The sequence below is a fragment of the Eilatimonas milleporae genome, assembly GCF_003688555.1.
In the GTDB taxonomy this organism is placed as follows: domain Bacteria; phylum Pseudomonadota; class Alphaproteobacteria; order Sphingomonadales; family Kordiimonadaceae; genus Eilatimonas; species Eilatimonas milleporae.
In genome coordinates this window covers 148,447-172,988 of sequence record NZ_REFR01000012.1, presented here as the reverse complement: position 1 = coordinate 172,988, position 24,542 = coordinate 148,447, and the positions used below count along the sequence as shown (strand labels likewise).

Here is a 24,542-nt window from a genome sequence, read left to right as displayed (position 1 = left end):
GGGCCTGTCCCGTCCCAAACCTGTCCCCATTGGACCGCCCGGGTGATATGCCGGTTTTTCCGACCCGGCTTATATGAAATCGGTGTCCGCCGTCCCGTCGGCAAGCGGCAGGGTCACGGTGAAACGACTGCCCTTGTCCGGTGTGCTGTCAAGGGTGATGTCCCCGCCCATGCGCCGCGCCAGTTCGCGCGAGATATGCAGGCCGAGGCCGGTGCCTTCCTGCCGCCGGGAATAGATATGATCGGTGACCTGGTGGAATTTTTCGAAGACCCGGCCCTGGTCCGCCGGTTTGATGCCGACACCGGTATCCCACACGGTCATGCGGGCCATACCGCCGGCCTCGTCAGCGTCCACCTGAATACCGACGCTGCCGCCTTCGGGCGTGAATTTGATGGCGTTGGACAGAAGATTGACGAAAATCTGCGTCACCCGCCGGTCATCCGCCTTGATGAGCACGTCACTTTCCGGATCGAACCCGTCGGTCGTCAGCCCCTTTTTGTGGGCACTGTCGGCAATCATATGCGTGGCCTTGCGGACAATGTCGGCAATGGGCAGTTCGTCCAGTTTCAGGGACAGGCCGCCGCTTTCGATCACGGCCACATCGAGGATATCGTTGATCAGCCCCAGAAGGTGACGGCCCGACCGGCCGATATCCTGCGCATATTCGAGATAGGTGCCGTGCAAGGGACCGAAGGTCTGGGATTCGAACGTGTCGGCGAAACCGATGATGGCATTGAGCGGGGTGCGAAGCTCGTGGCTCATGGCGGCCAGAAATTCCGACTTGGCGCGCAGGGCGGTGCGGGCCTGTTCGGTCGCCTCGTCGAGGGCGAGGTTCTTGCGGGTCAGTTCGGCCAGCGCGGTTTCGAGATTCTGCCGGACCTGAAGGGCTTCATCATCCTGGCGGTAGCGTTCCGTCACATCCATGCCGACACCGCGATAGCCCTGAAAATCGCCCGAGGCCCGGTCAAACACCGGCACGCCGGACAGATGGAATTTCAGGGGCTCGCCGCCGGCCGAAGCCACGGTGAAAAGCTGGTTGCGGAAGGGTTTGCGCATGGTCATGGCGGCCAGACCCTGCCCGCTTTCCGCCGCATCGCCGGAAAACTCGCCGAACTGTTCGAACCGGGAGCGCAGAAACAGGGACGCCGGCTGGCCGACAATGGCGGTAAAGCGTTCGGACAGTGTCTTGATGCGCAAGGCGCCGTCCAGTTCGAAAAACCAGTCGGAGCTGGCGCGGGCGAAATCCTGAAAGCGGGTTTGCGACCGGCCCGCTTCCTCCAGGCTGCGCACCTGGGACGTTACGTCCTCGTAATAACCGGCGACGGCGATGATTTCGTCCATGTCGTTGGTGACGGGAATATGCCGTCCCATGAAAATACGCTCCCGCCCGGCGACCATGACCTTTTCCTCGGCGCGGACGGTCCGGGCGGTGGCCAGCACATCCTCGATCAGCGGCCGCAGGCTGGGCACGCGCACGCCGCCGGCGGCGGTGACCGGGCCGGGGGCCAGCGCGAAATCGCCAAGCGCGGTGTCGAGGGTGCGATAGGCCTCGTTCAGGTGAATGATGGTGCCGTCAAGGGCGGCCAGATAGACCGGCAGGCTGTCGTCAAAGATCAGACGATCGACAAGGCCCGGCAACTGTTCGTTGGCGGGCAGATCGCTGAGGTCGGCGCGGCGGATGCTGGCGCCGAAGGGTTGGTCGCCGGTGTCCGTGTCCGCCTTGCGTCCGCGTCTGAGCGATACGATATTGCCTGCCTTGCCCGACTTTGCCTTTGCCATTGGTCCTGCCCTTTTAGCCCGCGCCGCCTTGATCGGCGGTCTCCACGCGGTCCAGATTTTCGATCGCGGTCTGATAGGCGCTGTCCCGTTGCCAGACGAGCAGCGCGCCTTTCGCGTTTTCCTCGCTGACCGCGTCGAACAGGGATAGAATACTGTTCAGCACGCCGGGGGACTTGGCGCTGGCCCCCTCGCGCGCCTGGACGGCCAGAAGAAACATGTTGGTAAACTGATTGCGCTCGACGCCGACCGCCCGGGCGAGGATGGCGAAGCTTTCGCCGCCGGGGTCGGAAAAGATACGCCACGCGGTACGGAAATTGATGCCGCCCAGTTCAGCAAGCCCGGCCACATAAATGGCGATGCGCTGCTGTCTGAGGGCGTTGACGAGAAACTGCACCGTCAGTTCGCCGTTTTCCGCCATGCGGCGCACCAGTTTCTGGGCGCGGACATAGGCGCTTTGTTCGCTGTCCTGATCGACGATGACGGCGCCGGCGGCCCGCCGCATGGCGTGTTCCAGCCTGACCGGATCGATTTCGCATTCGGTGAGAATACGCTTGCGCAGGGCCGCCGAGACCCACCAGAACATCCGGTAGGCCAGATCGCCCGGCAGATCGCCGCGCATGACCAGCGGTTCCTGAAACCGGTCGGCCCGGCGGGATTCCGCGACCAGATATTCCATCGCCCGCTTGGACAGCTGGGCATCGTGATTGTTCAACAGGCTTTCGATGACATCCTCGCCGCCGTATTCGACCAGCGCGTCGGTCACCTGTTCGGACAGGTCCTCACGCAGGGTGATGGCCATGCGGTGTTCGTCGGTGCGCATACGGATGATTTCGACCAGGTCCGGATCGCGCAGAAGGCCGCTGCGTTCCAGAAGCGGCCGGGCGATTTCAATCTCGTCATTGGCGAGCAGGCGGGCGATATCGGGCAGGTCGATGCCGCTGCGGGACAGAGCATCGGCCAGTTCCCTGCGGACCTCCTGCTCAACCTGACCGATCAGCTTGCCGAGAATATCGGACATGAGGGCGCGTTCATGTTCGCTCAGGCGACCGGACTCGGACAGGAACAGGTCGGTGATGTTCTCCATAAGACGGCTGCGGGCCTCGGACGATTTCGTCCGGGCCAGTTTCAGCAATTCCGTCACAGGCGTCGCCGCCATGCCCACCTCGTTTCCCCCAACGCTGCATCAAGCGTGCCCCGGACCACGCCCCCGCGACGCGATCGCCGGGGAGAGCCCTGTGGATAAATATGAAAATGCCTGACTCATCAATAAGATTCAAGACATTCCATGGCACCGGCCCGGTCGCGGGAAGCGCAATCGGGCCGCAACCACCAGATATCGAATCATATTGATTCCAAGAGTCAAGATATAGCGATTCGCATTTTAAAAAATTCACCACTGATGCATGACCGCCACAAGGCGGACAGGGGTGTCACAGACACACCACAGCCCCAAACGGCCCCAGACAGGGGCAAGCGACCGCCCTGCCCGGCGGCCATGGGACAGGAAAGCGCCGGCGCGAGGACCCACCGGAACAGAGGAACAGGCAGGACAAAAGCCCCACACGCTTACAATGCGGCGATGGCGGACAGTGTGGCCCAATGCCCGTCACGGTAGAATAACGGCGCACTTTCTTCAGCGTCGACGGTAATGGTCTCGATCTCACCGATGACGACGCCGTGGCTGCCGGTATCGAGAATGCTGTCCACACGGCAGTCAAAACTGACCAGCGCATCGATCAGGCGCGGTGCCCCGGTGGCCCCGGTCGCCCACAGGGCGCCGTCATTGAAGCGTTCGGTTTCGGCACAGCCGTCGAGACCGGCGAAGCGCCGGGCCAGATCCTGATGGGCCGTGGACAGGACATTGACGCACAAGGCCCGGCCGCGCGACAGGGTTTCATATGTGGCGCCCTGACGGTTGATGCAGGCAAGCAGGCGCGGCGGCGCCGCCGACAGGGATGTGACCGCCGTCGCCGTCAGACCGGCGCGCTGGACGCCGTCGGTCGTGGTGACAATGGTAACGGCACCACCCAGCCGGCGCATGCCCGCCCTGAAGACATCATCCGTGACCGCCATAACCGCCCTTTCACCGCAACCGACGCTGAGACGGTAGGTAGCGCATACACCGCCGGTTTCCAAGAGCGGACCGCAAAGGAGACCGTGTCACGGCGGGCATAGGCAAAACAGGCCGCAGGCAAGCCGGCGGCAGCACCCGCCAAAGGGGGCCGCAAGGATCATTTTCCGGATTGTCCGAGCGATCAGATGAAGTTCAACAGCGTGAGCTGGTTCAGCGAGGCCACGGCCTGGTAGGAGGCCTGAAGGGCCACACGGTCAAGGTCCAGATTGGTGATGGCCTCGGCGACGTCGACGCCTTCCAATTCATCGATGAAAATCCTTAAAAAGTCCCTGGTTTCGGCATGCTGATCGTCGACCACCTCAAGGCGTCCGAAGACAAGACCATTGTTGGCCTGCTGGGTCCGCAGGGTGCCGATGGCGTTGTCGATATCGCCGAGGCGGGCCTGAAGCTCGGTCACCTGGGCCGCCGTCAGTTCGCCGTCGAAGGGGCCGCCGGCACCGGTGTCGAAATTGTACAGGTCCAGCATGACCTGAAGGGAGTCCGTGGCGATATCGTCGGCCAGCAGGCCGAACTGTATGTCGACATCATCGGCGATCCGGGCCTGAAAACCCACATCGGAATTGTCGAAGGCATCGGCCACGGTGCCCAAGGCCGCCAGGTCCGGCAGTGTATTGACATTGACCGGCCGTGTCCCGGTATCGGCGCCGGCGAACAGGAAGGCGCCGTTGAAACTGGTGTTCAGGGTGCTGGTGACGAAGCTGAATGTCTGGTCGAGCAGCTCGCTGAAGCCCTGGGCCTCGTTGTTGGCGATGGCCGCGCGGATCTGGTCCTGCAATTCCTCCATGGCGCTGATCATGCCCTGGAGCTGATTGTCGTTGGCCTCGAGATTGCCGCGCACGGTATCGATGGAGGAGCGATAGGTTTCGACCCGTGCCTGGAAAGCCCGGCTGTCGAGGATGGTGCTGGCGTTGCCGGCCAGACCGGCATAATCATCCGAAATCTTGCCGGTGTTGATCTGGCGCTGGCCCTCGAAGACGCGGGCCTGGTTCTGGAACAGGCCGGTCAGGATCACCTGTTGCTGGCCGGCTGTCGAAACGCGAAATGCCATGACTTATTCCTTTCCCTGCCGCCTCAGACCGTGGCCAGAAGCTCGTCATACAGTTCCTGCACGGTGGACAGAATGCGCGCCGCGGCATTGTAGGCGTTCTGGAACACCACGAGATTGGACAGTTCCTCATCCAGATTGACGCCGGAGACATCGGCCCGTCGCTGTTCCAGTTCGAGATTGAGGGCGCGGTTGTCTTCCTCGAGGCTGGCGGCACGGCGGGCCTGAAGGCCGGCATTGTCGAGAAACCGGCCGAGATACTGCGTCAGGGACAGGGAGGTGGACGCCAGTTCGCCGGCGGACCCGAAATTGACCGTGCTGGTCTGCAATTCCTGCAGGGCGCGCGCACCGCGCTGGTCCCCGGATGTCATCGCGGTGGCGCCGACGGCGGCGGTATTGTCAAAGACGCTCATGGACAACAGGTTGGGATTGGACAGCACATCCTCGCGCACGGTCAGATTGCGGGCGGCATTGCCCCGCTGGGACGGGTCCAGACCGAAGGCCAGGTTCAGATTGATGCCGGTGCCGCCGATATCGGTGCTGTCCGAGATCACTTCCAGCGTGACGCCGGGACGGGTGCTGAGCGGTTCGGCCGTGATCTGGCCGTTGGCGTCATAGCCGAAGGAGAAAAAGGCGCCGAGCCCCGATGGGGACGACAGTCCGGAGGTCCCGATCAGGTCATTGACCGTATTGATGGGCAGGGCCGATATGTCCACCGTCACGGTGGTCAGTTCAACGCCGTTCGCGTCGCGGACACGGAAATCGATGGTGCCGGCGCCGCCCAGTTCAAGACTGTCGGTGGCGGCGAAACCGGTCTCGTAAATGCCGGCATTGTCGGTCTGGATCAGATCGTTCATGCCGAAGAAATGGGAGAAGGAGCGCCCGCCCCTGTCGGTTTCCTGGCCGGCCACGTCGGCGATGACCACGCCGTTGCCGGCCGTGGCGGCGTCCAGCGACAGCACGCCGTCCGTCAGGCCGAGGGTACCGGCACCGCCCAGATCGGTGTTCACCTGGGCGATCACCGCGTTCATGTTGGCGAAGGCCGTCAGGTCGATCGTCGATTTGGCGACAAGCTGATTGTCGGCGTCAACGACGGCAAATTCGACCGTGCCGGTAAAATTGGTGGGCTGCGTACCGGTGACGAAGGTCTGTTTGCCCGTCAGCGTGCCCGGCGCCGGCGTGGCGCTGAAACCATTGTGCACGGCATTGAATTCGTCCGCCACGCGGGCGCCCAGTTCGCCAAGGGTCTGGGACAGGTCGACCAGTTGATTGTCCCGTATATCCAGCAACCCCCGCAGGCTGCCGGACCGGATATGGGGTGCCATGTCGGTGGGCGCGGTGATGGGCTGCAATGTCACGGGATCGACAACGGCGATTTCAATGGGCGGAAACTGGGTTTCGGCGCCGACCACGCCCGGCGCGTCAAAGGTGAGCTGGCGCAGGCTGAAATCCACGAGAGGCAGGCCCGACGCGGTGGTGACACGGGCGGTGTTGTTGGATTCCCGCGTGATATTGATGTCGATGACTTCCGAAATATTGCGCAGGGCATCATCAAGCTGGCCTTCCAGACCGCCGATTTCACCGCCGCGCGCCGACTGGCTGAGGATGAGATTGTTCAATTCGAAAACGCGGGCGAGATTCTCGTTCAGGCCGCGCAGGGTTTCGTCGATCTGGCGGCCGGTGTCGGCGCGCAGGTCCTGAATCTGACCCTGTATGCGGTTCATCTGGTTGAGGAAATCCTGGGTTTCGTTCAGCACTTCCTGACGGCGCAGGCTTTCGGACGGGCTGAGCGACAGGGCGGCGATGGAGCCGAACACCTGGTCGAACTGGGAGGACAGGGAACTGTCGGAATCCGGCCGCCCCAGAAACCCCTGAAGGGCATCGTGGAAACGGGACTGAACGGAATATTCCTCCACATTGGAAATGGATGTGCGCAGGGCGCTGTCGAGAAAGCGGTCAACCACGCGGTCGATCCCGGACAACTGCACGCCGGCGGCCTGACCGGACAGGACGCGGGCCTCCTGGCTGACCTGAAGGCGGCTGTAGCCCGGCGTGTTGACATTGGCGATATTGCTTGAGGTGACGCGCAAGGCGCTCTGATTGAGAAACAGCCCCGACAGGGAAGTATCGATGATGTTGTTCAGCGCCATTGCGTTCTCCAGGTCCGGGTCCGGGCCCCGCCGATGACAGGCCCCGCGTCACCGGGCAAAACATGCCGACCCGAGGGCTGAAACCGCCATATATCGGCTAAGGGCCTGTCCGGCGCCCGATGAATAAGCAAGGCACATGCCAAGAGAGGCATCCGCGCCGAATACCCTCCGCTCCCACCGATCAGCCGGACGCAGGACAAGGGGGGAGACAAGGGTTCCGGCAAAAGGGCCGATATTGGCGACAGGCACCACCTGAACAGGACAAAAAGGCCCGCCCTACCCGCTTGACGATTACCAGCCCGTGCTGTTTAATAGAACAAAAGAGGAACAAATATATGCCAAAGGTTGCCATACGGACCGCGCGGCCACACCGCCGCAACAGGATTTTCGCCGGAGACGGCGCGACCATGCGCGAGAGATTTCCGGGACCGTCCCACGGCATCACCGGCAAGGCGGCCGGCACAATCGCCGACAGCCCCACCTCAGGCCCCGTCCCAGGCCCCATACCAGGTCCCGTCTCAGGCTTGGGGCCGGATCACACACCCCACATGACCATGCAAAGGAGAGCAAGCGTGCGCCCCATGACCACCCCGCCCACAGGCACGGGCCCCGGCCCCATCATGCGGCATCTGCCGTCCCATGCGGCCCACAGGTTGAAGGATTTGCCCATTCTGGGCCGGGCGCAGGGGGGCGATGAGGGCAATCTGGTCATCGAGGACGGCGCCATAGACTGGACCTTCCGTCCGGCCAGCCTGCACGGGGTGAGAGACGCTTTTGCCGTTTATGTCACGGGGGATTCCATGCTGCCGAAATACCGGGACGGCGATCTGGTCTATGTCAACCCGGCGCTGAAACCCCGGCACGGGCGCTTTGTGCTGATGGAAACGCCGGATCATCGCGGCCTGGTCAAACAATTCGTCAAATGGAAGGGCGACACACTGCTTCTGCGGCAGTTGAACCCGGGCAAAACCCTGTCCTTCCCGCGCGATCAGGTGCTGCGGGTGATGATGATCATCGGCAGCATGGATTGCTGACATGTCCGCCGCAGCGGCACGGGCGTCGACCGACCGGCCCGTCACCGGGCATGGGCGCAAAAAACGTGTCCACCGCAGTGAACGCCCCGGAACCGGGGCGCCGCCCGTCATCGACAAGACCGCACCCGGCCAAGCGGCATCCGACCGGGTTAACCACGGCCGGGTCGACCGCAAAGGGGCCGGGACAGACATAACCCTGACAGGGATTGCCCCAGGGGAGCCCATCGTCCGGGCCGCCATCGACCTGTTCGCGCGTCAGGGCACGTCCGTCACCACGGCCCGCATCGCGCATACCGCGGGCGTGTCCAACGGCACGCTGTTCAACCATTACCGCAGCAAGCAGGCGCTGGTGGATCATGTCTATCTGGCCATTGTCCAGGCCATGGCCGACACGGCGCAAACGAGCCTGCGCCCGACCGGCCCGGTCAAAGACAGGCTGCTGCGCTATTGGGACGGGCAGGTGCGGTGGGGGCTGGACAATATGGCCGACCACCGGGCCGCCCGCGTGCTGAGCGCCGCCCTGATGGTGAGCCGGACAGCCATGGACGAGGCAAAAGACCGGTTCCGCCCGGTCCATGATACAGTGAGCGCCGTCCTGAACGACACCCTGACCACCGGCATGGACCCGGCCCGTGGCCGCGACGGTCCGGCGGACGCCTATCTGCACGGCCTGGCGCGGGCCCAGATGGACGCCGCCATCGCCCATGCCCAGGACCGGGATTATCAAGGCCCGGCGCTGGACCGGCATATCCGCCTGGGTTTCGAGATTTTCTGGCACGGCCTGCACGCCTGACCGCCCGCCCCCTAATCATCCGCATAAGGGACGTTCGGGCCGAAGGCCATCCGAGGGTGCGGCCTTATACCCCGCCTAAAAGAAACCCGCTGACTGACCAGTCAATCAGATGTGGCACCCTCGCGGCCGCCCCCATGCCCCACGACATTTTCAACCGGGCCGCACATTCAACCGGACCGCATAGGGCAGCGGCAAAACCGCCCTCCGCGCTCGCGCGCCTCATCGCCGGGACATTGCCGGACATGCCCAGGCATTCCCTGCCGTCTCATACCTTTTGGGCCACGCCGTGGTGCTCGGCGATATTCTGCCACGCGTCGAAAAACGCCCTTCTGACCGTTTCGGGGATGCGTTTCCGCACACCGCTGTCCTCGGGCGTGTTGCTGAAAGGGGTCAAGGTCAGCCTTTCAAACATGCTGAGGTCTCGCCTGCCCCAGCCACTGCGAAACGCCAGACACCAGCCCCGCTTCAAAAGACTGTTGTCCGCCATGCTGATTTCATCGCGGACAAGGGCGATCGCGGCAATGTCGTCCCGCCCCCGCGCATCCTGCAAATCGAAAAAAGCCGTCAGGGCTTCCAGGGGATCTTCATAAATCCTGAGATAATCTATCTCCGTATCGGGAAAGGCCCACCGGCCGCCATCGGTGAAAACATTGAGAACGGCCCAGCGGTAATTGACAATATGTTGCATGCCTTGCGTCGCCATATGTCTAGTCCCGCCAGCCCATTTGACGGCACCGCCGCTCGTAAGCCGCCCTGGCGGCCTCCCGGCCGTTGAAAGGACCTCTCATCTCGAACTTTTGCCCCCTGAAGTATCCAGTGACCGATCTGTCCCGCCGGTTATAAACGAAGCTCATGCCCTTCTCATAAGCCATTGATATGCATCTCCTTTTTAATATCCGATCTGTCCTCGCACCGATGCCCGGTGCTGTATATCTGTATCGGATAAGTTGTCTTTATACGGAAATATTGCACACATGGCGCGCATATACCACCTGAACAAGCAACAGGCGACCTGTCAGGGGCCAGAACAAGCCGTCGTCAGGCCATGCACCCGATCCGCTGTGCGTCGAGGGCACTGCCCGTCCGGGCCACGTTCAAGGAGTATGGCTGTTCCGCCAACGGTACGGGCCAGAGAGGACTGGAACAAAGGCCCTTACGGATACGGCCTATTGCTCCCATTCCTGTTACTTCCATTAAAGAAAACCACTGACTGACCAGTCAATCAGGCGTGACACCCTCGCGGCCGCATCCATGTCCCACGACATTTTCAACCGGCCATATGGGGCGGCATCGGCCATATAAACTTTTAAGTTCTGAATATACCGTAATAATTGTATTTTTTATCATAAAAATAAAAGAGCAACACGCCCCCATCGTTTATGACACCCCAAGGGCAATCTGATATTTTCACAATATTTTTCAGTGATTTAAAACATTATCGCATAGCGCGCATCGTATTTAGCAACCATATGCGACGCTCATTTATCGCCTTGAAAGAGTGCAGCAGCACTATTTACACGAACTTTTAAGTTTTCAAAATCATCCAATGATGGTATTTGGGAGTGACTTTTTCACACAACCAAGCGAGGAGGGCCGCCATGACATTCAAACAAGGCCCTGGGTGAAAGCCTGACCAATGCGCCCCAAAGGTAAGGGGCTTTTATGAAATAGCGGCGCCGTCACGGCTTGGACCAACGCGTCAAAAAGCCTCTTTCGAACACGATCCAAGCAATGATGAATTGCGCCCTGTCGTTATGAACTCTTCGAAAAAGGATATCTGCAATGGCACACCACATCTGGCTCGGCAACGATACCGGTGGATATGTTTTTTACTCGATCCTGTCGAAACGCAATGCAGGTGCTAGCGGTGACATGGCACATGTGGAGATGGCACTTGATGCGGTCTTCGGCCTGCTGGAAAGATGGTTGATAGACGACATCGTGAACAGGTTGAATGAGGTCAATCTTGACTCAGGCCGAGGGGTCATTCCCGATGGAAAGAAAGGCGGCGGTGAAACCGGCGTTTGGTTCAACTATCTGGCCGGCCAAGCCCAGTACAGCGATATTTTCGTTCTTAATCTGGAAAATGGCAACCTGGCATCATGGCAGTCCCACAACGACCAATCATGGGTTTTGCGGCGGGATGATATCCGGCAGTCCAACCGGGGAAAGGTTTTTGAATTCGACCCCGGAAACCGGTCGATCAAATGGAACAATGTGAGCATCAGCGAAAAAGCGAAAAAGAAAATTCGGGAAATAACCGCAAAGCACAAATCAAAGCTCCAGTCCGCTTGACTGTCTGGAAGGCATTTACAGTATACACGGGCCGGCATGCCATAGGCTGACAAGCTGATCGCGAACGGGTACAACCGGCCCATGCGTGTGAAAGACCGAAACTGGTTCATCAAAGCCCTGACCAGCCCCTATCTGTGGGCCGGGCTGCTGGTCGGCGCCGGGGGCGGAACGGCATTCGCCTATTCCATGCTGTTGGGCTCGCTGTGGTGGCGACCCTTCTATGAGTGGCAGAGCCTGATCGCCGGACTTTTGGCGCTGGTCGGGGCAGGCGTTGCCTTTTTTGCCGTGCGCCAACAAATCCAGGCGGCGAAGGAGATCGAGGAAACACGCCGCAAAGAGGATAATGAAAGGACTTTGGCCACCTTGCTCGCCGATCTCAGTGTCGAAGCCCTGGAATTATGCACGATCCACGCAAACTTGCCTCAGGAGCCCTCGACTTCCGACAAAACTGAGCTGACAAAACGGTTTAACGGCCTGCTTAGGTATCCACCCAGATTAAGCGGCTTGCTGGATTTCACGAATCTGATGTCCCTGAGAACACATTTGAAGAACTATTACGATACGCTTCCGCGTCAGTCGGACGTACCGTCGCTTCCGATCCGCAGGCGCGTAGAAATATGCCGCAGCGATGAAGGCACTTGGAGCATCGATAATTTTGAAATCCTAGGGGCTATTTTCGAATGGGCCTCCCTGTACCGGGATGCTACGGATAAAAGCCTGACAGACCGGTTGAAATGCATGCGGTCCGCCGAATTACAGCCAGAAAGCCAGACTGGCGACAGCGCTTCCGCTTTGGATGACACGGTCACGCCTGAAGAGGCAAACCCTTAACGGTTGGCAATGACCTCGCGGGCCTTGGTCCTGCCCCTACTTGGTGTGTCTGTGACACCGAGCCCGCGCATGGCGTGCCATGGACAGGGCATGGTGCCCGATGCCTGTTTGCCTGGAACAGTGGAATGTATATGTTCGCGGGATACGCGCGTCCGGCTTGAGCGGAAACGGTGCTGGTTTCATGCTGGCCCGATGACAACACCGGACGCCGGCCCGTGAACCACCACGGCCGTTACGGATCTTCATCACACAAGGACGGGAGTTAATCGCATGGGCCTACAGGATTGGGGGGTTATCCTTGCTCTGATGCTATCCGGCGCGGCACTGGCGCTTGAAGTGCGGCGCTGGTTCGAGGACAAACCGCGCCTGAGACTGGATCTCATAGAGGATATGGCGATGGTATATGATGACGATGGCAGGCCCAAACTTGCCCTGAGGGCGACCAACATTGGCAGGGTACCGACCACTGTCACAAATTTGCTTGTCCATACCGCAGGCCCATGTTGGCACCGCATCAGAGGGAAGTGGGCGATGACGGCTGTCGTCATGCGCCAACCAGTCGGGAAAGAACCGCCTGTCGAGATAGGAGTTAATAAAACATGGACGGGAAGCGTGGTTTATAATGAGCGCATGACCGCAGACAGGCAGAAAGGCATTCTCTATGTCGGTGTGCAAACAACCCATCGCGACAAACCTTATATGATTCGGGTCAAACCCAAACAGCACACAGATCACGCCGAGCTAGAAAGATCCACCCTGGCCACACCCGCACCTGCCGATCCAAAAGGTTAAAGGCCAGGCCCAACCGGAAACCGTCCGTGGCGGTCGTTTCGCCTGTACCGGGATCGGTCTTCAAATCATGGCGTTGACATCATTTTACAGCTTTGGCGATAGTGCCGATCTGCGTGATCTCAAGGAGTAAGCCCATGACGGATTCCGATCCCGCCCTGCTGGAATGGATCAGGAGAGACATCGAGAGATTGGAAGATTCGATCGCATTTCTGTCTCATCCCGGCAATGTTGTCGGCGAGCTGGCCGATGGCAAGACCATCGATGAGGAAGACCTGCGTCGCCAGACCGATGAGATAATCGAGCGCTACAAGACCCAGATCGCCATGCTACAGAGATTGGAGAAACGCCTGACAGACTGATCGGCACAGCCTGTTTCAGGCGGCGCATGGACCCGGCCGTTTTCCTGATCCCCCCTATCCCCCGTCCGGCGCCGCCCCGCCGTCAGTGTCCTGGCCGATGCGGTAGGGGTCGAAGGCGACGGCGGGGCGGCTAGGGCCGGCGTGGTGGTTGAGCTCCAAGGACTGCCACCCACCCAGGCAAAAGGTGGGCATATATTGAAATATGCATCTTTAATGCGCATACTGTATGTATAGTCATCATACAGGACACTATGGCCATGCATACAAAGGGACGCGTCGAGATGCAAACCGACACCGACGGTCAACCGCTCAAACGCCGCGCCGCCAATCTGACCATACGCACGGATGTCCTGGAGCTTGCAAGAGCACTGCATGTGAACACCTCGCGCGCGGCGGAAGCCGGGATCATCCGGGCAATCCGGGAGGTGCAGGCACGGGAATGGCTGCGCGGCAACAAAGCCGCCATAGAAGCCCATAATGCCCGGGTGGACAAGGACGGCACGCTGCTGACCCCGGACTGGGCGGCGGACTGAGGTGGCGCGCTTCGATGTCCATCGCTATCCCGGCAAGACCGCGCCAATGGTTGTGGATGTGCAGGCCGATCTGCTCAGCGATCTGAACACCCGTGTCGTGGTACCGCTGGTGCCGCACGCACAGGCAGCGAACGAGGCCCTGCCCCGTCTTAAGCCCGTTCTCGAGATTGACGGCCAGGCCTATATCCTGATGACCACCGATATCGCCGCCCTGCCCGAACGCAGCCTCGGTCAATGTGTTGCCAATCTCGAAGCGCATTACCGCGAGGATATTATCGGCGCGCTGGATTTCCTGTTTCAGGGATTTTAGAGCGATTCCAGGCGCTGTTTGGGCGGATTGCCACCCGAAAGCGCCTAAACCTAAAAGTCCAGGGTGCTTTCGGCGAGCCCGGAGCCAGCGAAAACGCTCTGAAAACGCTCTGAAAACGCTCTGGCCGGGCGGATTGCCGCAACCGCAATTCGAGTACTAATTCGAGCACTCAAGGCCAGCATCCCTTTGACGCCGGCGGTTTCTCCCGTTCGATTTCACATTCATTTCACATCGGCTCTGCCACCGTCGCCCGTGAGGCCTGACCTCGTTCGATGACAGTGGAGGACACAAAGATGAAATTCATACACCTTGCAGCGAGCATAGTGCTGCTTGCCGCCGGGCTGATGGTGCCGGCCGCCGCAGAAGCGCCGAAGCGGGTTCTGATGGTGATCAGCAGCAACGGCGTCGACGGCGGCGAGACGCAGCCCGGCTATGAACTGGAAGAGTTCGCGCATGCCTATCTGATCTTCAAACAGAACAATATCACAGTCGATGTGGCGAGCCCCATGGGCGGGAAGGCCGAGCCGGACAAGCATGATCCACAGGCCGCCTATGCCCTTGCCATCGCCGGGGACAAGGCGATCCTGTCCAAGCTGGACGATACCCGGCCGCTGGCGGCGGTCGACCCGTCGGCTTATGACGCGGTCTTCATCGTCGGCGGCAAGGGGGCGATGTTCGACCTGCCGGATCACCAGCCGCTGCAAAGGCTGATCGCCGATATTTATGACAGCGGCGGTGTGGTCAGCGCGGTGTGCCATGGCCCGGCCGCCCTGGTGAATGTGACCCTCAGCGACGGGCGGTATCTGGTCGACGGCAAGTCGGTCAACGGCTTCACCAATCAGGAGGAAACCCTGTTCAGCAAGGGCTGGGCGTCCAAATTCGACTTCCTGCTGGAGGACAGGCTGAAGGAACGCGGCGCGCGTTTCGAGGCGGCGCCGATGATGCTGAGCCATGTGGCGCGGGACGGCCGGTTGATCACCGGGCAGAACCCGGCCTCGACCCCGGCGGTGGCCGAGGCGCTGGTGCGGGCGCTGGGCCTGACGCCGGCGGCACGGGAACCGTTCCGCGATGAGACCACATATGACCTGATCGCCCGATTCCTGGACGGCGACGCGGGCGCGCTGACGGCGTATGAGCAGGCGCCCGACGACTATAACGGGGCCCTGCTCGCACTCTACGGCTATTATTTCGCGCAAGGGGCCACGTCGCCCGAGGCCACCCGTCAGGCGATCGCCCTTATGGAACTGGTGCCGGCCATGCAGGAACACGCACAATTGCAGTTACAGATGGCCAGGGCGTACAAACAACTGGACGACACGGCAAAGGCACGGGCGCTTCTCCAGGCCTTGCTGGACAGGAAACCGGACTTCGCGCAGGCCAGGGCACTGCTGGATCAGCTCTGAAGCGCCGGGGACATACCCCCTACTCTGTGTGCGTCCCCCGTTCCCGGGATACCGTGCGGGGGCGCACGCATGCCGTCATTACGGCGCTGTGATGTCTGACCCGGAATTCACCGCCGACCGTGCCGCCCGGCCGCTCAACCCCACATCTGATGGAGAACGAGAGGGTTGAGCTTTCAGGCGTTTTCCTTTTGTGGACCGGAAGACGGGACTTACCCCATCGGGTTGTCGATTGACGGGCTGAGGCCCGTGAACAGCTTCGGGCCTTCCTCGGTCATGTAAAGGCAGTCTTCATGCCGTACACCGAATTTTCCGGGCAGATAGATCCCCGGCTCGTTCGAGAAACACATGCCCGGCGCCAGGGCCGTATCCTCATTGCCGACGAAATTGATCGGTTCATGCCCTTCCATCCCGATGCCATGCCCCAGGCGGTGAGACAGACCCGGCAGCTGATAGCCGGGACCAAAGCCTTCGGCCTCATAGAATTTGCGGACAGCCGCATCCACCTTGCGCGCGGGCCGTCCGACTTTTGCCGTCTCAAGCGCGATTTCCTGACCTTTGCGAACAGTGTTCCAGACGCGTATCTGCTCCGCATTCGCCTCACCATGCACCCAGGTCCGAGAGATATCGGATTTGTAGCCATGCACGTCACAGCCGCAATCCATCAGGATGACCTGGCCTTGCCCGACCGTGTGGACCTTCCTTGAACCGTGTGGATAGGCGCTTGCCTCTCCGACAAGGGCAAGTGCAAAGGTCGGCTCGGCGCCATGCCTGCGGGTCGCCGCGCGCATCATCGCCGCAATATCCGGGCCCGTCATGCCCGCCTCGACCTTCGGATAAATGTCGCGATAGGCTGCCATTGTGATGTCATTGGCCGCCTGCATGAGCTGTAACTCATGCTCGGACTTGATCATCCGGCAGCCGTAGACAACGCCGTCCGCTGACGTCGTTTCACGGCCGCTCATATCCTTTTTGAGGCCATCGACCACGAAATAGCGGACACTCGCTTCCAGCCCCAATGGTCCGGCGACACCGCGATCCTCAAGCACGCCCTTGACCAGCGCGAAAGGGCTTTCATCCTCATTCCAGACCCGGAGTTCCGCGTCGAGCTCCATCTGTTCCCGGATCGACGGCTCCTCAAAGGCCGGGGCAACGATCGCCATATCCCCCTTGGCGGGGAGTATCGCCGCCACGAGCCGTTCGGACCGCCACCAGCCAAGCCCGGTAAAATACAGCATGGACGCACCCGGCTCGAGCAGGATGCCCGACAGCCCCTGCCGGCCCATCAGCGCCTGCGCCCTGGCAATACGCACGCGGCGTTCATCGGCTGAAATCGGGCCGGGCAGAGCGGGCGACGTGGCCGCGTCCGCATGGGTCCAAGACGTCCCAACCCCCGCCATGGCCGTCCCGATGGCTGCCGATTTCAGAAAGTCGCGCTTGGTGATCATGGGGTATCTCCCTTTATTTGCCGAAGAGACCAAAGCATCCGGTACGGTCCAGCCGCCTCGGCTCTCACCCTTCTGGAGTGGAAGGCTTATGTCAACTTCATGCGCCCAGGCCGGCGTCCATGGGCGGGAGTGTCCAGTCCGGTTTCAGCGAAGACGGGGCGCGCCCGCCGAACAGGCCGCCGGCTTTGAAAACACCAAAACCCCAGTGTCCAGATCCGTGTCCAAATCCGTGCGCAACTCTGTTGTGAAATGGTGCCCGCGGCCGGACTCGAACCGGCACGGCCTTACGGCCGAGGGATTTTAAGTCCCTTGCGTCTACCAATTTCGCCACGCGGGCCTGCATGGTCGGTCGGTCGGGCGGACTAGACCACAGGGGCACGGTCGGGATCAAGGGGCTTGCACGCGGTATCCGACAACGGCCCCGGTTTCCTCCACACATATTCTCACGGACCCCTCGCGAAAATGGGAAATAGGTGTTGATTGCCTTCGGCCATGGGGCCGGGTCTATTGCCGTTCGGCGGTGCGAGAGGCACGGCGACCGCCGAAGAAAGACCCGCTTGGGGAAAACGGTTATCGGGAGGGACGGACATGGCGCAGCATGGCACGCAAGGCCCGGTTACAGTTCAGTTTCCGGGCCAATTTCCGGGCAGTCGGCAAGGCACAAATGACGGGCGCGCGCCGTGGTCCAGCCGGACCCCCCTGGCCCTGAGGGGCATCGGCGCCGCCCTGCCGGGTGAGCCGGTGACGACGGACACGCTGATCGCCCGTATCGCGGACGGGTTTGCCCCGGACATCGCCGGCCGCGCCCGGGTCTATGCCGACAAGCTGGGCATACGGGCCCGTCATCTGGCGCGGGATTTCCAAACCCGCCGGGAAGGCCCGCGCGCCGGGGACAGCAACCCGGACCTGGCCGCGCGCGCGGTGCGGGCGGCGCTGGACAGTGCCGGGCTTGATGTCGGGGACATCGGCTATCTGATCGGCCATACCGCGACACCGGCACAGCCCGTGCCGGGCAATATCGCCTTTGTCGCCGACCTGCTGGATTTTCACGGGCCGCATATGGAACTGCGCCAGGCCTGTACCGGCTTCGCCAATGCCCTGGTGATCGCCCACGGTCTGTTACAGGGACCGGGGCCGGGAGCAGAGCCGGGGCCAGAGCAAGGGATCGGCCCGGTGGTCATTGTCGGGTCGGAAACCGGGTCCAGCTTTTTCGATCCCGGGGCGCTGGATGAGGACCGGGGCCAGCTTGTCAACATGGTGCAGATGGGCGACGGCGCGGCGGCCGTGGTGCTGGACCGGGTGGACGGACAGCCGGGCTCTGTCAATGGCCCTGCTCTCGGCTCCGACTCTGGCCCCGGCCCTGTCCTCGGAATGGTGGAGAGCAGCTTTTTCGGGCAGATCGGGGTGGGTCGGACGCCCGGCTTTCAATTGGCGGACGGGGGCTCGGCCCGTCCGGCGCCGCGCGGGGCGGTGCTGGCCTTCGACCATGCCTTTGCCGATGTGCGGGCAAACGGCGCCGACCTGTTTCAGGCGGGGTTGAAGGCGGCGGCGGACCTGGGCGTGGACATTGACGGGGTCACGCACATCGTGCCGCATCAGGCCAATGGCATCATGGACGGCTTGATCGAACAGTTTTTCGGCCTGCCCCGCGACAGGATCCATGTGGAAGCCGACCGGCGCGGCAATACGGGCTCGGCAGCGATCTGGCTGGCGCTGTCCAGCCTGGCACCGGGCATGGCACCGGGCGAAACCGCACTGATCCTGGGGGCCGAGGCGACGAAATACATGTATGGCGGCTTTGTCTTCCGGCGGGGGCCGCACGCGGACAAGACGGCCGTATGATGACGGTCCCTCATCAACAGGGCGCGCCGACAAAGGCGGTCAGACAGTGACGGCCGCCATCGCACTTGACGATATCCACCATGCCTATGCCGGACGGCCGGCGCTGGCGGGCCTGAGCCTGACGGTGGGGCCGGGCGAGGTGTTCGCGCTGCTGGGCGCCAATGGCGGGGGCAAGACGACGGCGCTGAAAATCATGGCCGGTATGCTGCAACCGGACAGGGGCACGGGGTGTATTCTCGACCTGCCCTTACGGGACAGCCGGGCCGTGCGCGCCCGCATCGGGTATATGGCGCAGGGGCTGGCGCTGGCGCCGCATCTGAACGTGGCGGAGACCCTGCGCTTCCGGGCGGCGCTCTACCATCTGGACGACAGCGGGGGGCGTATTGCCCGCATGATCGACCGGTTCGGCCTCGGCCCCCATACGGACACGCGGGTCGCCGCCCTGTCAGGTGGCTGGGCGCGGCGGCTGCACATGGCCTGCTGCCTCTTGCACGGGCCGAGCGTGGTGCTGCTGGACGAACCGACCACGGGGCTGGACGCGGTGGCGCGCCAGCAGTTGTGGCTGGAAATCGGCCGCCTTGCCGACGCGGGCGCCGCCGTTGTCATTGCCACCCATGACCATCATGAAGCCGCCTGGGCCAGGCGGGGTCTATTCCTGATCGACGGCGTGACCGCCCTGTCGGGCCGCCCGGCGGATATGGCGGCCGCGGCGCCCGGCGTCGTGCTACAGGGGCCGGTGGCGGCGTCCATCGACACACTGACGGCCCTGACCGGCGTGCTGGGCGGCAGACGGGACGGGACGGACGTCCGCCTGTATGTCCGGGACGGTGCGGCCGAACGGATCATCGGGCACCACCCCGGCCTGACGCGACGCGCGCCCAGCCTGGCCGATGCCGCCTATCTGACGGTGGCGACGCATGAGAGCAAGCAGCAGCCGGAGATGGCCCGGCAACCAGAGAAAACCCACGACAAGGGCATGGCATGAGCCTCAGGCGTATCCATGCGGTGGCCTGGGTGGAGGGCCTGTATCTTGCCCGGGACCGGACCAGCCTGGCGCTGCTGATGAGCGTGCCGCTGTTGCAGATCCTCCTGTTCGGTTTCGCGGTCAACCCAGACCCGCGCACTGTCACGGCCGTGATCGAGGGGGGCCGACCGGCGGACAGGGCGCGGGTGGAAAAGGTTCTGGCGCAAAGCGGTTATTTCCGACCGGCACAGCAAACGTCAGATGCACTGGAGGCGGTGCGGCGCGGCGACGCCCTGATCGGCATCCGCCTGCCCGACCCCGGCGACCCATTCGAGCTGGAGGAGGAAGCGAGGGCGGAAACAGAGACGGGAGCCGAGGCCGACGCTGCTGGCCCGGCACGTATTTTCGCCGACGCCTCCAACCCGGCGGCCGTGACGCCGGCCCTCGGCGCGCTGGCGCGCACGGCCTGGCGGCAGGCGGCCCGTACCGGGCTGAGGCCGCCGCCGCCCGATATCGTCTGGCTGTACAATCCCGAGCGGCTGAGCAGCTGGAGCATGATCCCCGGCCTGATGGGCTTGGTGCTGATGATCAGCATGCTGATGCTGGGCAGCCTGTCCCTGTTGCGCGAGCGGGAAAGCGGCGCGCTCGAAACCCTGGAGACCACGCCTGTCGGGCGGCTGGACCTGCTGGCGGGCAAGGCCCTGCCCCATGTGGCGACGGCGATGTTTCAGGCCGGGGCGATCACCGGGATTGCCGTGACGCTGTTCGAGCTGCCGTTGCGCGGGCCGGTTCTGTTTCTGGCGATCATGGTGCCGGTCTTTGCGCTGGCGCATCTGGCGCTGGGCTTCTGGCTGTCGGACCGAGCGCGGAGCCAGTTACAGGCGGTGCAGGGCGCGGTTGCCTTTTACCTGCCGGCCATTCTGCTGTCCGGGGTCCTGTTCCCGTATGAGGGCATGCCTGCATGGGCGCGCGGGCTGGGCGAGGTTTTTCCCCTGACGCATATGGTGCGGGCCATGCGCGGGTTGTTCCTGCGCGGGGACGGATGGGACGTGCTGTCGGGCCATATATGGCCGGTCGCCCTGTTCGCAGGTGTGTTCACCGGCCTGTGCCTGATGGGTCAGTTTTCCTCGAACGGCAGGTTTTCCCGCCGGCAATAGGCAATGACGGCAGCGCAGGCCGCCTCCAGCGCCGCCGCATCGCGGGAGCGGACGACAATCTGCGCGCCGCTTTGCCCCGTGGCGTCGCGGAAAAAGGGGTAGCTGCCGATGGACACCCCCGTATGTGCCGCCTGAATCTCGCCGAGATCGCCGGCGATGGCGCTTTCCGGCGCGCGGATGGTGACCGCCTTCGACAGGACGGTGACACCGCCCTTCAACCGTGCGCGCAAACCTTCCAGCATGGCCTGCATGATTTTCGGCACGCCGGCCATGACAAAGACATTGCCGATCTGAAAACCCGGCGCGATGGACACCGGATTGTCGATGAGTACAGCGCCTTCGGGCACGCGGGCCATGCGCTGACGCGCCGGGGTGAAATCGGCCTCGCCGTAATGGGCGAGCAGGCGGGCATGGGCCTCAGGGTGGACCTGAAGCGGTACCTCGAAGGCCTTGGCCAGACACTCGGCGGTGATGTCGTCATGGGTGGGGCCGATACCGCCTGTGGTGAAGACATAGGTATAGCGCCCCCTCAGCGCCCGCACGGCCTCGACCACCACGGCCTCCACATCGGGCACGACCCGGGCCTCGGCCATGTCGATGCCGGCTTCGTTCAACCAGGCGGCAAGATAGGCAAGATTTTTGTCCTGGGTGCGGCCGGACAGGATTTCATCGCCGATGATCAGCAATGCGGCGGTGACGGGAGCGGTTTCATCCATGCCGGTCATGGAGCCTGCCTTTCAGGAGATCTGCCAGGGACAAGAAGTCAATCAGGGAACACACGAGCGAAAATGGTGTCCACATGTTTGGTGTGATAGTCCATGTCGAACATGGCGCGCACGGCGGCCGGGTCCAGCCGGTCCGTCACCGCGGCATCGTCCAGCAGCAGGTCCATCAGGCCGGTCTGGCCGCCGGACTGCCACACGGCCATGGCATGGCGCTGAACAAGGGCGTAGGCTTCCTCCCGGCTGAGACCGGCCTGGGTCAGGGCGAGGAGAACGCGCTGGCTGTTCACCAACCCGCCGAGACGGTCGAGATTGGCCTGCATGGTCTCGGGGTAGATGACCAGCTTGTCCATCACAGCGGTCAGCCGGGCAAGCGCGAAGTCCAGCGTGACAGTGGCGTCGGGGCCGATGTTGCGCTCGACCGAGGAATGGCTGATGTCCCGCTCATGCCACAGGGCGACATTTTCCATGGCCGGCAGGGCATAGCCGCGCACCAGGCGGGCCAGACCGGTCAGATTTTCCGTCAGCACCGGGTTGCGCTTGTGCGGCATGGCGCTGGACCCTTTCTGACCGGGGGAGAAATATTCCTCGGCCTCCAGCACCTCGGTTCTTTGCAGGTGGCGGACCTCGGTGGCCAGCCGTTCAACCGAACTGGCGACGACGCCGAGGGTGGCGAAGAACATGGCGTGACGGTCGCGCGGGATCACCTGGGTCGAGACGGGCTCGACCGCAAGGCCCATTTTTTCGGCCACGTGGGCCTCGATCCGGGGGTCGATATTGGCGAAGGTGCCGACCGCGCCGGAAATGGCACAGGTGGCGATTTCATCGCGGGCGGTGATCATACGTGTGCGTGAACGATCAAATTCGGCATAGGCCTGGGCCAGTTTCAGACCGAAGGTGGTGGGCTCGGCATGGATGCCGTGGCTGCGGCCGATGGTCAGGGTGTATTTATGCTCCTCCGCCCGGCGCTTGAGGACAGCGAGCAAACCGTCCAGATCGGCGATCAGAATGTCGGCGGCGCGCGCCAGCTGCACGTTGAAACAGGTGTCGAGGACGTCGGACGATGTCATCCCCTGATGGACGAAGCGCGCCTCGTCGCCGACATTTTCCGCCAGACTGGTGAGAAAGGCGATCACGTCATGCTTGACCTCGCGCTCGATCTCGTCGATGCGGGCGATATCCCAGGCACCGCGCTCCCACACGGCCGCCGCCGCCGCCGGCGGGATCACACCCAGATCGGCCTGGGCGTCGCAGGCATGGGCCTCGATCTCGAACCAGATGCGGAATTTGGCCTCGGGCGACCAGATGGCCGTCATCTCCGGGCGGCTGTAACGGGGGATCATCGGTTTCTGTCTCCTTGCGAGGGCATGACGAACGCAGACAGCGCCTAGCAGTCCGCAGGGTCCGCTTCAAGACTTTCTTGGCCGGCACGCCTGCCAGAGGGTGGCCTGACAGGGATGGCTTGACAGAAATCGGCCGAGGGCAGACGCTGAAGCGCAGGCACTCGGAGGTCGAACAGGGAAAGAGGCTTTGGCCATGAACCGCGCCACCATATTCTCAAAGCTTTTCGCGGTCATGCTGGGATATGCCGTTTTGGGCCATGCCCTCCTGTGCACGGCACCGGCGGCCCTCGCCCAGACTGACGACCAGACCAGCGATCAGACCACCGGGGAGACTGTCACCCGAACCGTCATCGACAATGTCACCCTTTTGACCATGACGGCGGACCCGGTGGCGGACAGTGTGATCGCACAGGGCCGGGTCGTGGTGGCGGACGGGCGGATTGCCGCCGCCGGCGCGGCCACGGACACCCCGATACCGGCGGGTGCCACGGTGATCGATGGGGCCGGCGGCTGGCTGCTGCCGGGCCTGACGGAAATGCACGGCCACCTGCCCGGCACCGGCTGGAGCCGGGAACGCACTGCGGAGACCCTGTTTCTCTATCTGGCCGGCGGGGTGACGACGGTGCGCGGCATGCTCGGCGACCCGGTGCAGATGCGCCTGCGTGATGAAATCGCCGCCGGCGGGCTGGCGGGGCCGAGCCTGTATCTGGCCGCGCCCAGCCTGAACGGCAACAGCGTCTCCTCGCCCGAGGACGGGCGCGCCCAGGTGCGGCGCCACGCCGCCGCCGGCTGGGACCTGCTGAAAATCCACCCCGGCCTGACACGGGCGGAATATGACGCCATCGCCGATGAAGCCGCGCGGCAGGGTATCCCCTTTGCCGGCCATGTGCCGCAGGCGGTGGGGGTGCCGCGCGCCCTTGAGGCCGGCCAGATTTCCATCGACCATATGGACGGCTATATGGCATGGCTGAAAGGCCATGCCCGCGCCCTGACGGACGCGGATCTGGCCAGAGCGGTGGACATGACCCGGACAAGTGGCACATGGATCGTGCCGACGCAGGCCCTGTTCAACATGTTCCGCAGCGGCGCGGATGTCGCGGCCTTAACGGCACGGCCGGAAAACCGCTACATGCCCACCGATACCGTCGACACCTGGACCCGAACCGCCCGGCGCGTCACCCTGGCCGCCAATCCGCGCATCGCCGAAAACCGCCAGCGTCTGCTGAAAGCCATGGCCGACGGCGGCGTGCTCCTTGCGCTGGGCAGCGACGCGCCGCAGGTGTTTTCGGTCCCTGGCTTTTCCATCTGGCGGGAAATCCAGATCATGCTGGAAGCCGGGCTGACACCGGCGCAAATCCTGATCGCCGGCACCCGCGCCCCAGGCACATATTTCGCCGGCAAGGACCGTTTCGGCCTGATCGCACGGGGACACCGCGCCGACCTGCTGCTGGTGGCCGGCAATCCTCTCGCAGATATGGGGGTGCTGGCCCGCCCCCGGAGCGTCATGGCCGCCGGGCGCTGGTTCGGCCGCGCCGCCATCGACACCAAGCTGGCAGCCATCGCCGCCCGCCACGCGCACTAGGGCATACGATGCCCGGCGACCCACTGGCC

General features: G+C 62.9%; 22 protein-coding genes and 1 tRNA gene. 13 read left to right on the top strand and 10 right to left on the bottom strand.

The window, feature by feature from the left end:
- Positions 1–69: 69 nt before the first annotated feature.
- The 5 genes from BXY39_RS12090 to flgK form a co-directional block, all read right to left on the bottom strand.
- A complete protein-coding gene (locus BXY39_RS12090; protein ID WP_121939145.1) occupies positions 70–1,779 on the bottom strand; it encodes a sensor histidine kinase in 1,710 nt (569 codons plus the stop codon).
- Between the two features lie 13 nt (positions 1,780–1,792).
- Positions 1,793–2,935, bottom strand: a complete 1,143-nt coding sequence (locus BXY39_RS12085) for a DUF2336 domain-containing protein (RefSeq protein WP_121939144.1) — start codon at positions 2,933–2,935, stop codon at positions 1,793–1,795.
- 410 nt (positions 2,936–3,345) lie between these two features.
- Positions 3,346–3,852, bottom strand: coding sequence for a flavin reductase family protein (locus tag BXY39_RS12080; RefSeq protein ID WP_121939143.1), 507 nt, complete (start codon positions 3,850–3,852; stop codon positions 3,346–3,348).
- 182 nt (positions 3,853–4,034) lie between these two features.
- Positions 4,035–4,961 (bottom strand): flagellin, encoded by a 927-nt coding sequence (locus BXY39_RS12075; protein WP_121939142.1) that lies wholly within the window; start codon positions 4,959–4,961, stop codon positions 4,035–4,037.
- A gap of 23 nt (positions 4,962–4,984) precedes the next feature.
- Positions 4,985–7,108, bottom strand: a complete 2,124-nt coding sequence (gene flgK, locus BXY39_RS12070) for a flagellar hook-associated protein FlgK (RefSeq protein WP_121939141.1) — start codon at positions 7,106–7,108, stop codon at positions 4,985–4,987.
- A gap of 581 nt (positions 7,109–7,689) precedes the next feature.
- On the opposite strand from flgK, the gene BXY39_RS12065 reads away from it, so the two are divergent.
- Together BXY39_RS12065 and BXY39_RS12060 are read left to right on the top strand one after the other, a co-directional pair.
- Positions 7,690–8,142 (top strand): S24 family peptidase, encoded by a 453-nt coding sequence (locus BXY39_RS12065; RefSeq protein WP_245999172.1) that lies wholly within the window; start codon positions 7,690–7,692, stop codon positions 8,140–8,142.
- Position 8,143: 1 nt separating this feature from the next.
- Positions 8,144–8,935: a TetR/AcrR family transcriptional regulator gene (locus tag BXY39_RS12060; protein WP_121939139.1), complete on the top strand. Its 792-nt coding sequence runs from the start codon at positions 8,144–8,146 to the stop codon at positions 8,933–8,935.
- Positions 8,936–9,200: 265 nt separating this feature from the next.
- Here BXY39_RS12060 and BXY39_RS12055 read toward each other — a convergent pair whose 3' ends face one another.
- A complete protein-coding gene (locus BXY39_RS12055; RefSeq protein WP_121939138.1) occupies positions 9,201–9,638 on the bottom strand; it encodes a hypothetical protein in 438 nt (145 codons plus the stop codon).
- Positions 9,639–10,717: 1,079 nt separating this feature from the next.
- Here BXY39_RS12055 and BXY39_RS12050 point away from each other — a divergent pair.
- From BXY39_RS12050 to BXY39_RS12020, 7 genes are all read left to right on the top strand, one after another.
- Positions 10,718–11,230: a hypothetical protein gene (locus BXY39_RS12050; protein ID WP_121939137.1), complete on the top strand. Its 513-nt coding sequence runs from the start codon at positions 10,718–10,720 to the stop codon at positions 11,228–11,230.
- Positions 11,231–11,311: 81 nt separating this feature from the next.
- Positions 11,312–12,061 carry a hypothetical protein gene (locus BXY39_RS12045; protein WP_121939136.1) on the top strand — a complete coding sequence of 250 codons (750 nt, stop codon included), beginning with the start codon at positions 11,312–11,314 and terminating at the stop codon, positions 12,059–12,061.
- A 270-nt stretch (positions 12,062–12,331) separates the two neighbouring features.
- On the top strand, positions 12,332–12,853 hold the full coding sequence (locus tag BXY39_RS12040; protein WP_121939135.1) for a hypothetical protein: 522 nt from the start codon (positions 12,332–12,334) through the stop codon (positions 12,851–12,853).
- Positions 12,854–12,987: 134 nt separating this feature from the next.
- Positions 12,988–13,212 (top strand): hypothetical protein, encoded by a 225-nt coding sequence (locus BXY39_RS12035; RefSeq protein ID WP_121939134.1) that lies wholly within the window; start codon positions 12,988–12,990, stop codon positions 13,210–13,212.
- A 257-nt stretch (positions 13,213–13,469) separates the two neighbouring features.
- Complete coding sequence (locus BXY39_RS12030) at positions 13,470–13,745, top strand: type II toxin-antitoxin system CcdA family antitoxin (protein ID WP_211332226.1); 276 nt, start codon at positions 13,470–13,472, stop codon at positions 13,743–13,745.
- Position 13,746: 1 nt separating this feature from the next.
- On the top strand, positions 13,747–14,055 hold the full coding sequence (locus BXY39_RS12025; RefSeq protein ID WP_121939133.1) for a CcdB family protein: 309 nt from the start codon (positions 13,747–13,749) through the stop codon (positions 14,053–14,055).
- 293 nt (positions 14,056–14,348) lie between these two features.
- Complete coding sequence (locus BXY39_RS12020) at positions 14,349–15,458, top strand: DJ-1/PfpI family protein (RefSeq protein WP_170163806.1); 1,110 nt, start codon at positions 14,349–14,351, stop codon at positions 15,456–15,458.
- 209 nt (positions 15,459–15,667) lie between these two features.
- On the opposite strand, the gene BXY39_RS12015 is transcribed toward BXY39_RS12020, so the two are convergent.
- The gene (locus BXY39_RS12015; protein WP_121939131.1) at positions 15,668–16,903 is read right to left on the bottom strand and encodes a M24 family metallopeptidase; all 1,236 of its coding nucleotides are present in this window, start codon (positions 16,901–16,903) and stop codon (positions 15,668–15,670) included.
- Between the two features lie 250 nt (positions 16,904–17,153).
- Positions 17,154–17,240 (bottom strand) — tRNA-Leu (locus BXY39_RS12010).
- A gap of 251 nt (positions 17,241–17,491) precedes the next feature.
- Here BXY39_RS12010 and BXY39_RS12005 point away from each other — a divergent pair.
- The 3 genes from BXY39_RS12005 to BXY39_RS11995 are packed head-to-tail and all read left to right on the top strand — an operon-like array spanning position 17,492 to position 20,866.
- Positions 17,492–18,745 carry a 3-oxoacyl-ACP synthase III family protein gene (locus BXY39_RS12005; RefSeq protein WP_121939130.1) on the top strand — a complete coding sequence of 418 codons (1,254 nt, stop codon included), beginning with the start codon at positions 17,492–17,494 and terminating at the stop codon, positions 18,743–18,745.
- Between the two features lie 46 nt (positions 18,746–18,791).
- Positions 18,792–19,730: an ABC transporter ATP-binding protein gene (locus tag BXY39_RS12000; RefSeq protein WP_170163805.1), complete on the top strand. Its 939-nt coding sequence runs from the start codon at positions 18,792–18,794 to the stop codon at positions 19,728–19,730.
- Complete coding sequence (locus tag BXY39_RS11995) at positions 19,727–20,866, top strand: ABC transporter permease (RefSeq protein ID WP_121939128.1); 1,140 nt, start codon at positions 19,727–19,729, stop codon at positions 20,864–20,866. Before BXY39_RS12000 ends, BXY39_RS11995 begins: the two co-directional genes overlap by 4 nt.
- Here BXY39_RS11995 and BXY39_RS11990 read toward each other — a convergent pair.
- Both BXY39_RS11990 and purB read right to left on the bottom strand, forming a co-directional pair.
- Positions 20,827–21,582 carry a competence/damage-inducible protein A gene (locus BXY39_RS11990; RefSeq protein WP_121939309.1) on the bottom strand — a complete coding sequence of 252 codons (756 nt, stop codon included), beginning with the start codon at positions 21,580–21,582 and terminating at the stop codon, positions 20,827–20,829. The two genes, BXY39_RS11995 and BXY39_RS11990, sit on opposite strands and share 40 nt — an antisense overlap.
- Before the next feature lie 47 nt (positions 21,583–21,629).
- The gene (gene purB, locus BXY39_RS11985) at positions 21,630–22,931 is read right to left on the bottom strand and encodes an adenylosuccinate lyase (RefSeq protein WP_121939127.1); all 1,302 of its coding nucleotides are present in this window, start codon (positions 22,929–22,931) and stop codon (positions 21,630–21,632) included.
- Between the two features lie 193 nt (positions 22,932–23,124).
- Here purB and BXY39_RS11980 point away from each other — a divergent pair, with 193 nt between their 5' ends.
- Positions 23,125–24,513: an amidohydrolase family protein gene (locus tag BXY39_RS11980; protein WP_121939126.1), complete on the top strand. Its 1,389-nt coding sequence runs from the start codon at positions 23,125–23,127 to the stop codon at positions 24,511–24,513.
- The last annotated feature ends 29 nt before the right edge of the window (positions 24,514–24,542 follow it).

Coding starts and splice junctions, on each gene's coding strand:
- BXY39_RS12060 (WP_121939139.1), top strand. CDS start 8,144: ATGTCCGCCGCAGCGGCACGGGCGTCGACCGACCGGCCCGTCACCGGG.
- BXY39_RS12075 (WP_121939142.1), bottom strand. CDS start 4,961: ATGGCATTTCGCGTTTCGACAGCCGGCCAGCAACAGGTGATCCTGACC.
- BXY39_RS11990 (WP_121939309.1), bottom strand. CDS start 21,582: ATGGATGAAACCGCTCCCGTCACCGCCGCATTGCTGATCATCGGCGAT.
- BXY39_RS12085 (WP_121939144.1), bottom strand. CDS start 2,935: ATGGCGGCGACGCCTGTGACGGAATTGCTGAAACTGGCCCGGACGAAA.
- BXY39_RS12005 (WP_121939130.1), top strand. CDS start 17,492: ATGGCGCAGCATGGCACGCAAGGCCCGGTTACAGTTCAGTTTCCGGGC.
- BXY39_RS12040 (WP_121939135.1), top strand. CDS start 12,332: ATGGGCCTACAGGATTGGGGGGTTATCCTTGCTCTGATGCTATCCGGC.
- BXY39_RS12035 (WP_121939134.1), top strand. CDS start 12,988: ATGACGGATTCCGATCCCGCCCTGCTGGAATGGATCAGGAGAGACATC.
- purB (WP_121939127.1), bottom strand. CDS start 22,931: ATGATCCCCCGTTACAGCCGCCCGGAGATGACGGCCATCTGGTCGCCC.
- BXY39_RS12030 (WP_211332226.1), top strand. CDS start 13,470: ATGCATACAAAGGGACGCGTCGAGATGCAAACCGACACCGACGGTCAA.
- flgK (WP_121939141.1), bottom strand. CDS start 7,108: ATGGCGCTGAACAACATCATCGATACTTCCCTGTCGGGGCTGTTTCTC.
- BXY39_RS12050 (WP_121939137.1), top strand. CDS start 10,718: ATGGCACACCACATCTGGCTCGGCAACGATACCGGTGGATATGTTTTT.
- BXY39_RS11980 (WP_121939126.1), top strand. CDS start 23,125: ATGAACCGCGCCACCATATTCTCAAAGCTTTTCGCGGTCATGCTGGGA.
- BXY39_RS12045 (WP_121939136.1), top strand. CDS start 11,312: ATGCGTGTGAAAGACCGAAACTGGTTCATCAAAGCCCTGACCAGCCCC.
- BXY39_RS12020 (WP_170163806.1), top strand. CDS start 14,349: ATGAAATTCATACACCTTGCAGCGAGCATAGTGCTGCTTGCCGCCGGG.
- BXY39_RS12055 (WP_121939138.1), bottom strand. CDS start 9,638: ATGGCGACGCAAGGCATGCAACATATTGTCAATTACCGCTGGGCCGTT.
- BXY39_RS12065 (WP_245999172.1), top strand. CDS start 7,690: ATGACCACCCCGCCCACAGGCACGGGCCCCGGCCCCATCATGCGGCAT.
- BXY39_RS11995 (WP_121939128.1), top strand. CDS start 19,727: ATGAGCCTCAGGCGTATCCATGCGGTGGCCTGGGTGGAGGGCCTGTAT.
- BXY39_RS12015 (WP_121939131.1), bottom strand. CDS start 16,903: ATGATCACCAAGCGCGACTTTCTGAAATCGGCAGCCATCGGGACGGCC.
- BXY39_RS12080 (WP_121939143.1), bottom strand. CDS start 3,852: ATGGCGGTCACGGATGATGTCTTCAGGGCGGGCATGCGCCGGCTGGGT.
- BXY39_RS12090 (WP_121939145.1), bottom strand. CDS start 1,779: ATGGCAAAGGCAAAGTCGGGCAAGGCAGGCAATATCGTATCGCTCAGA.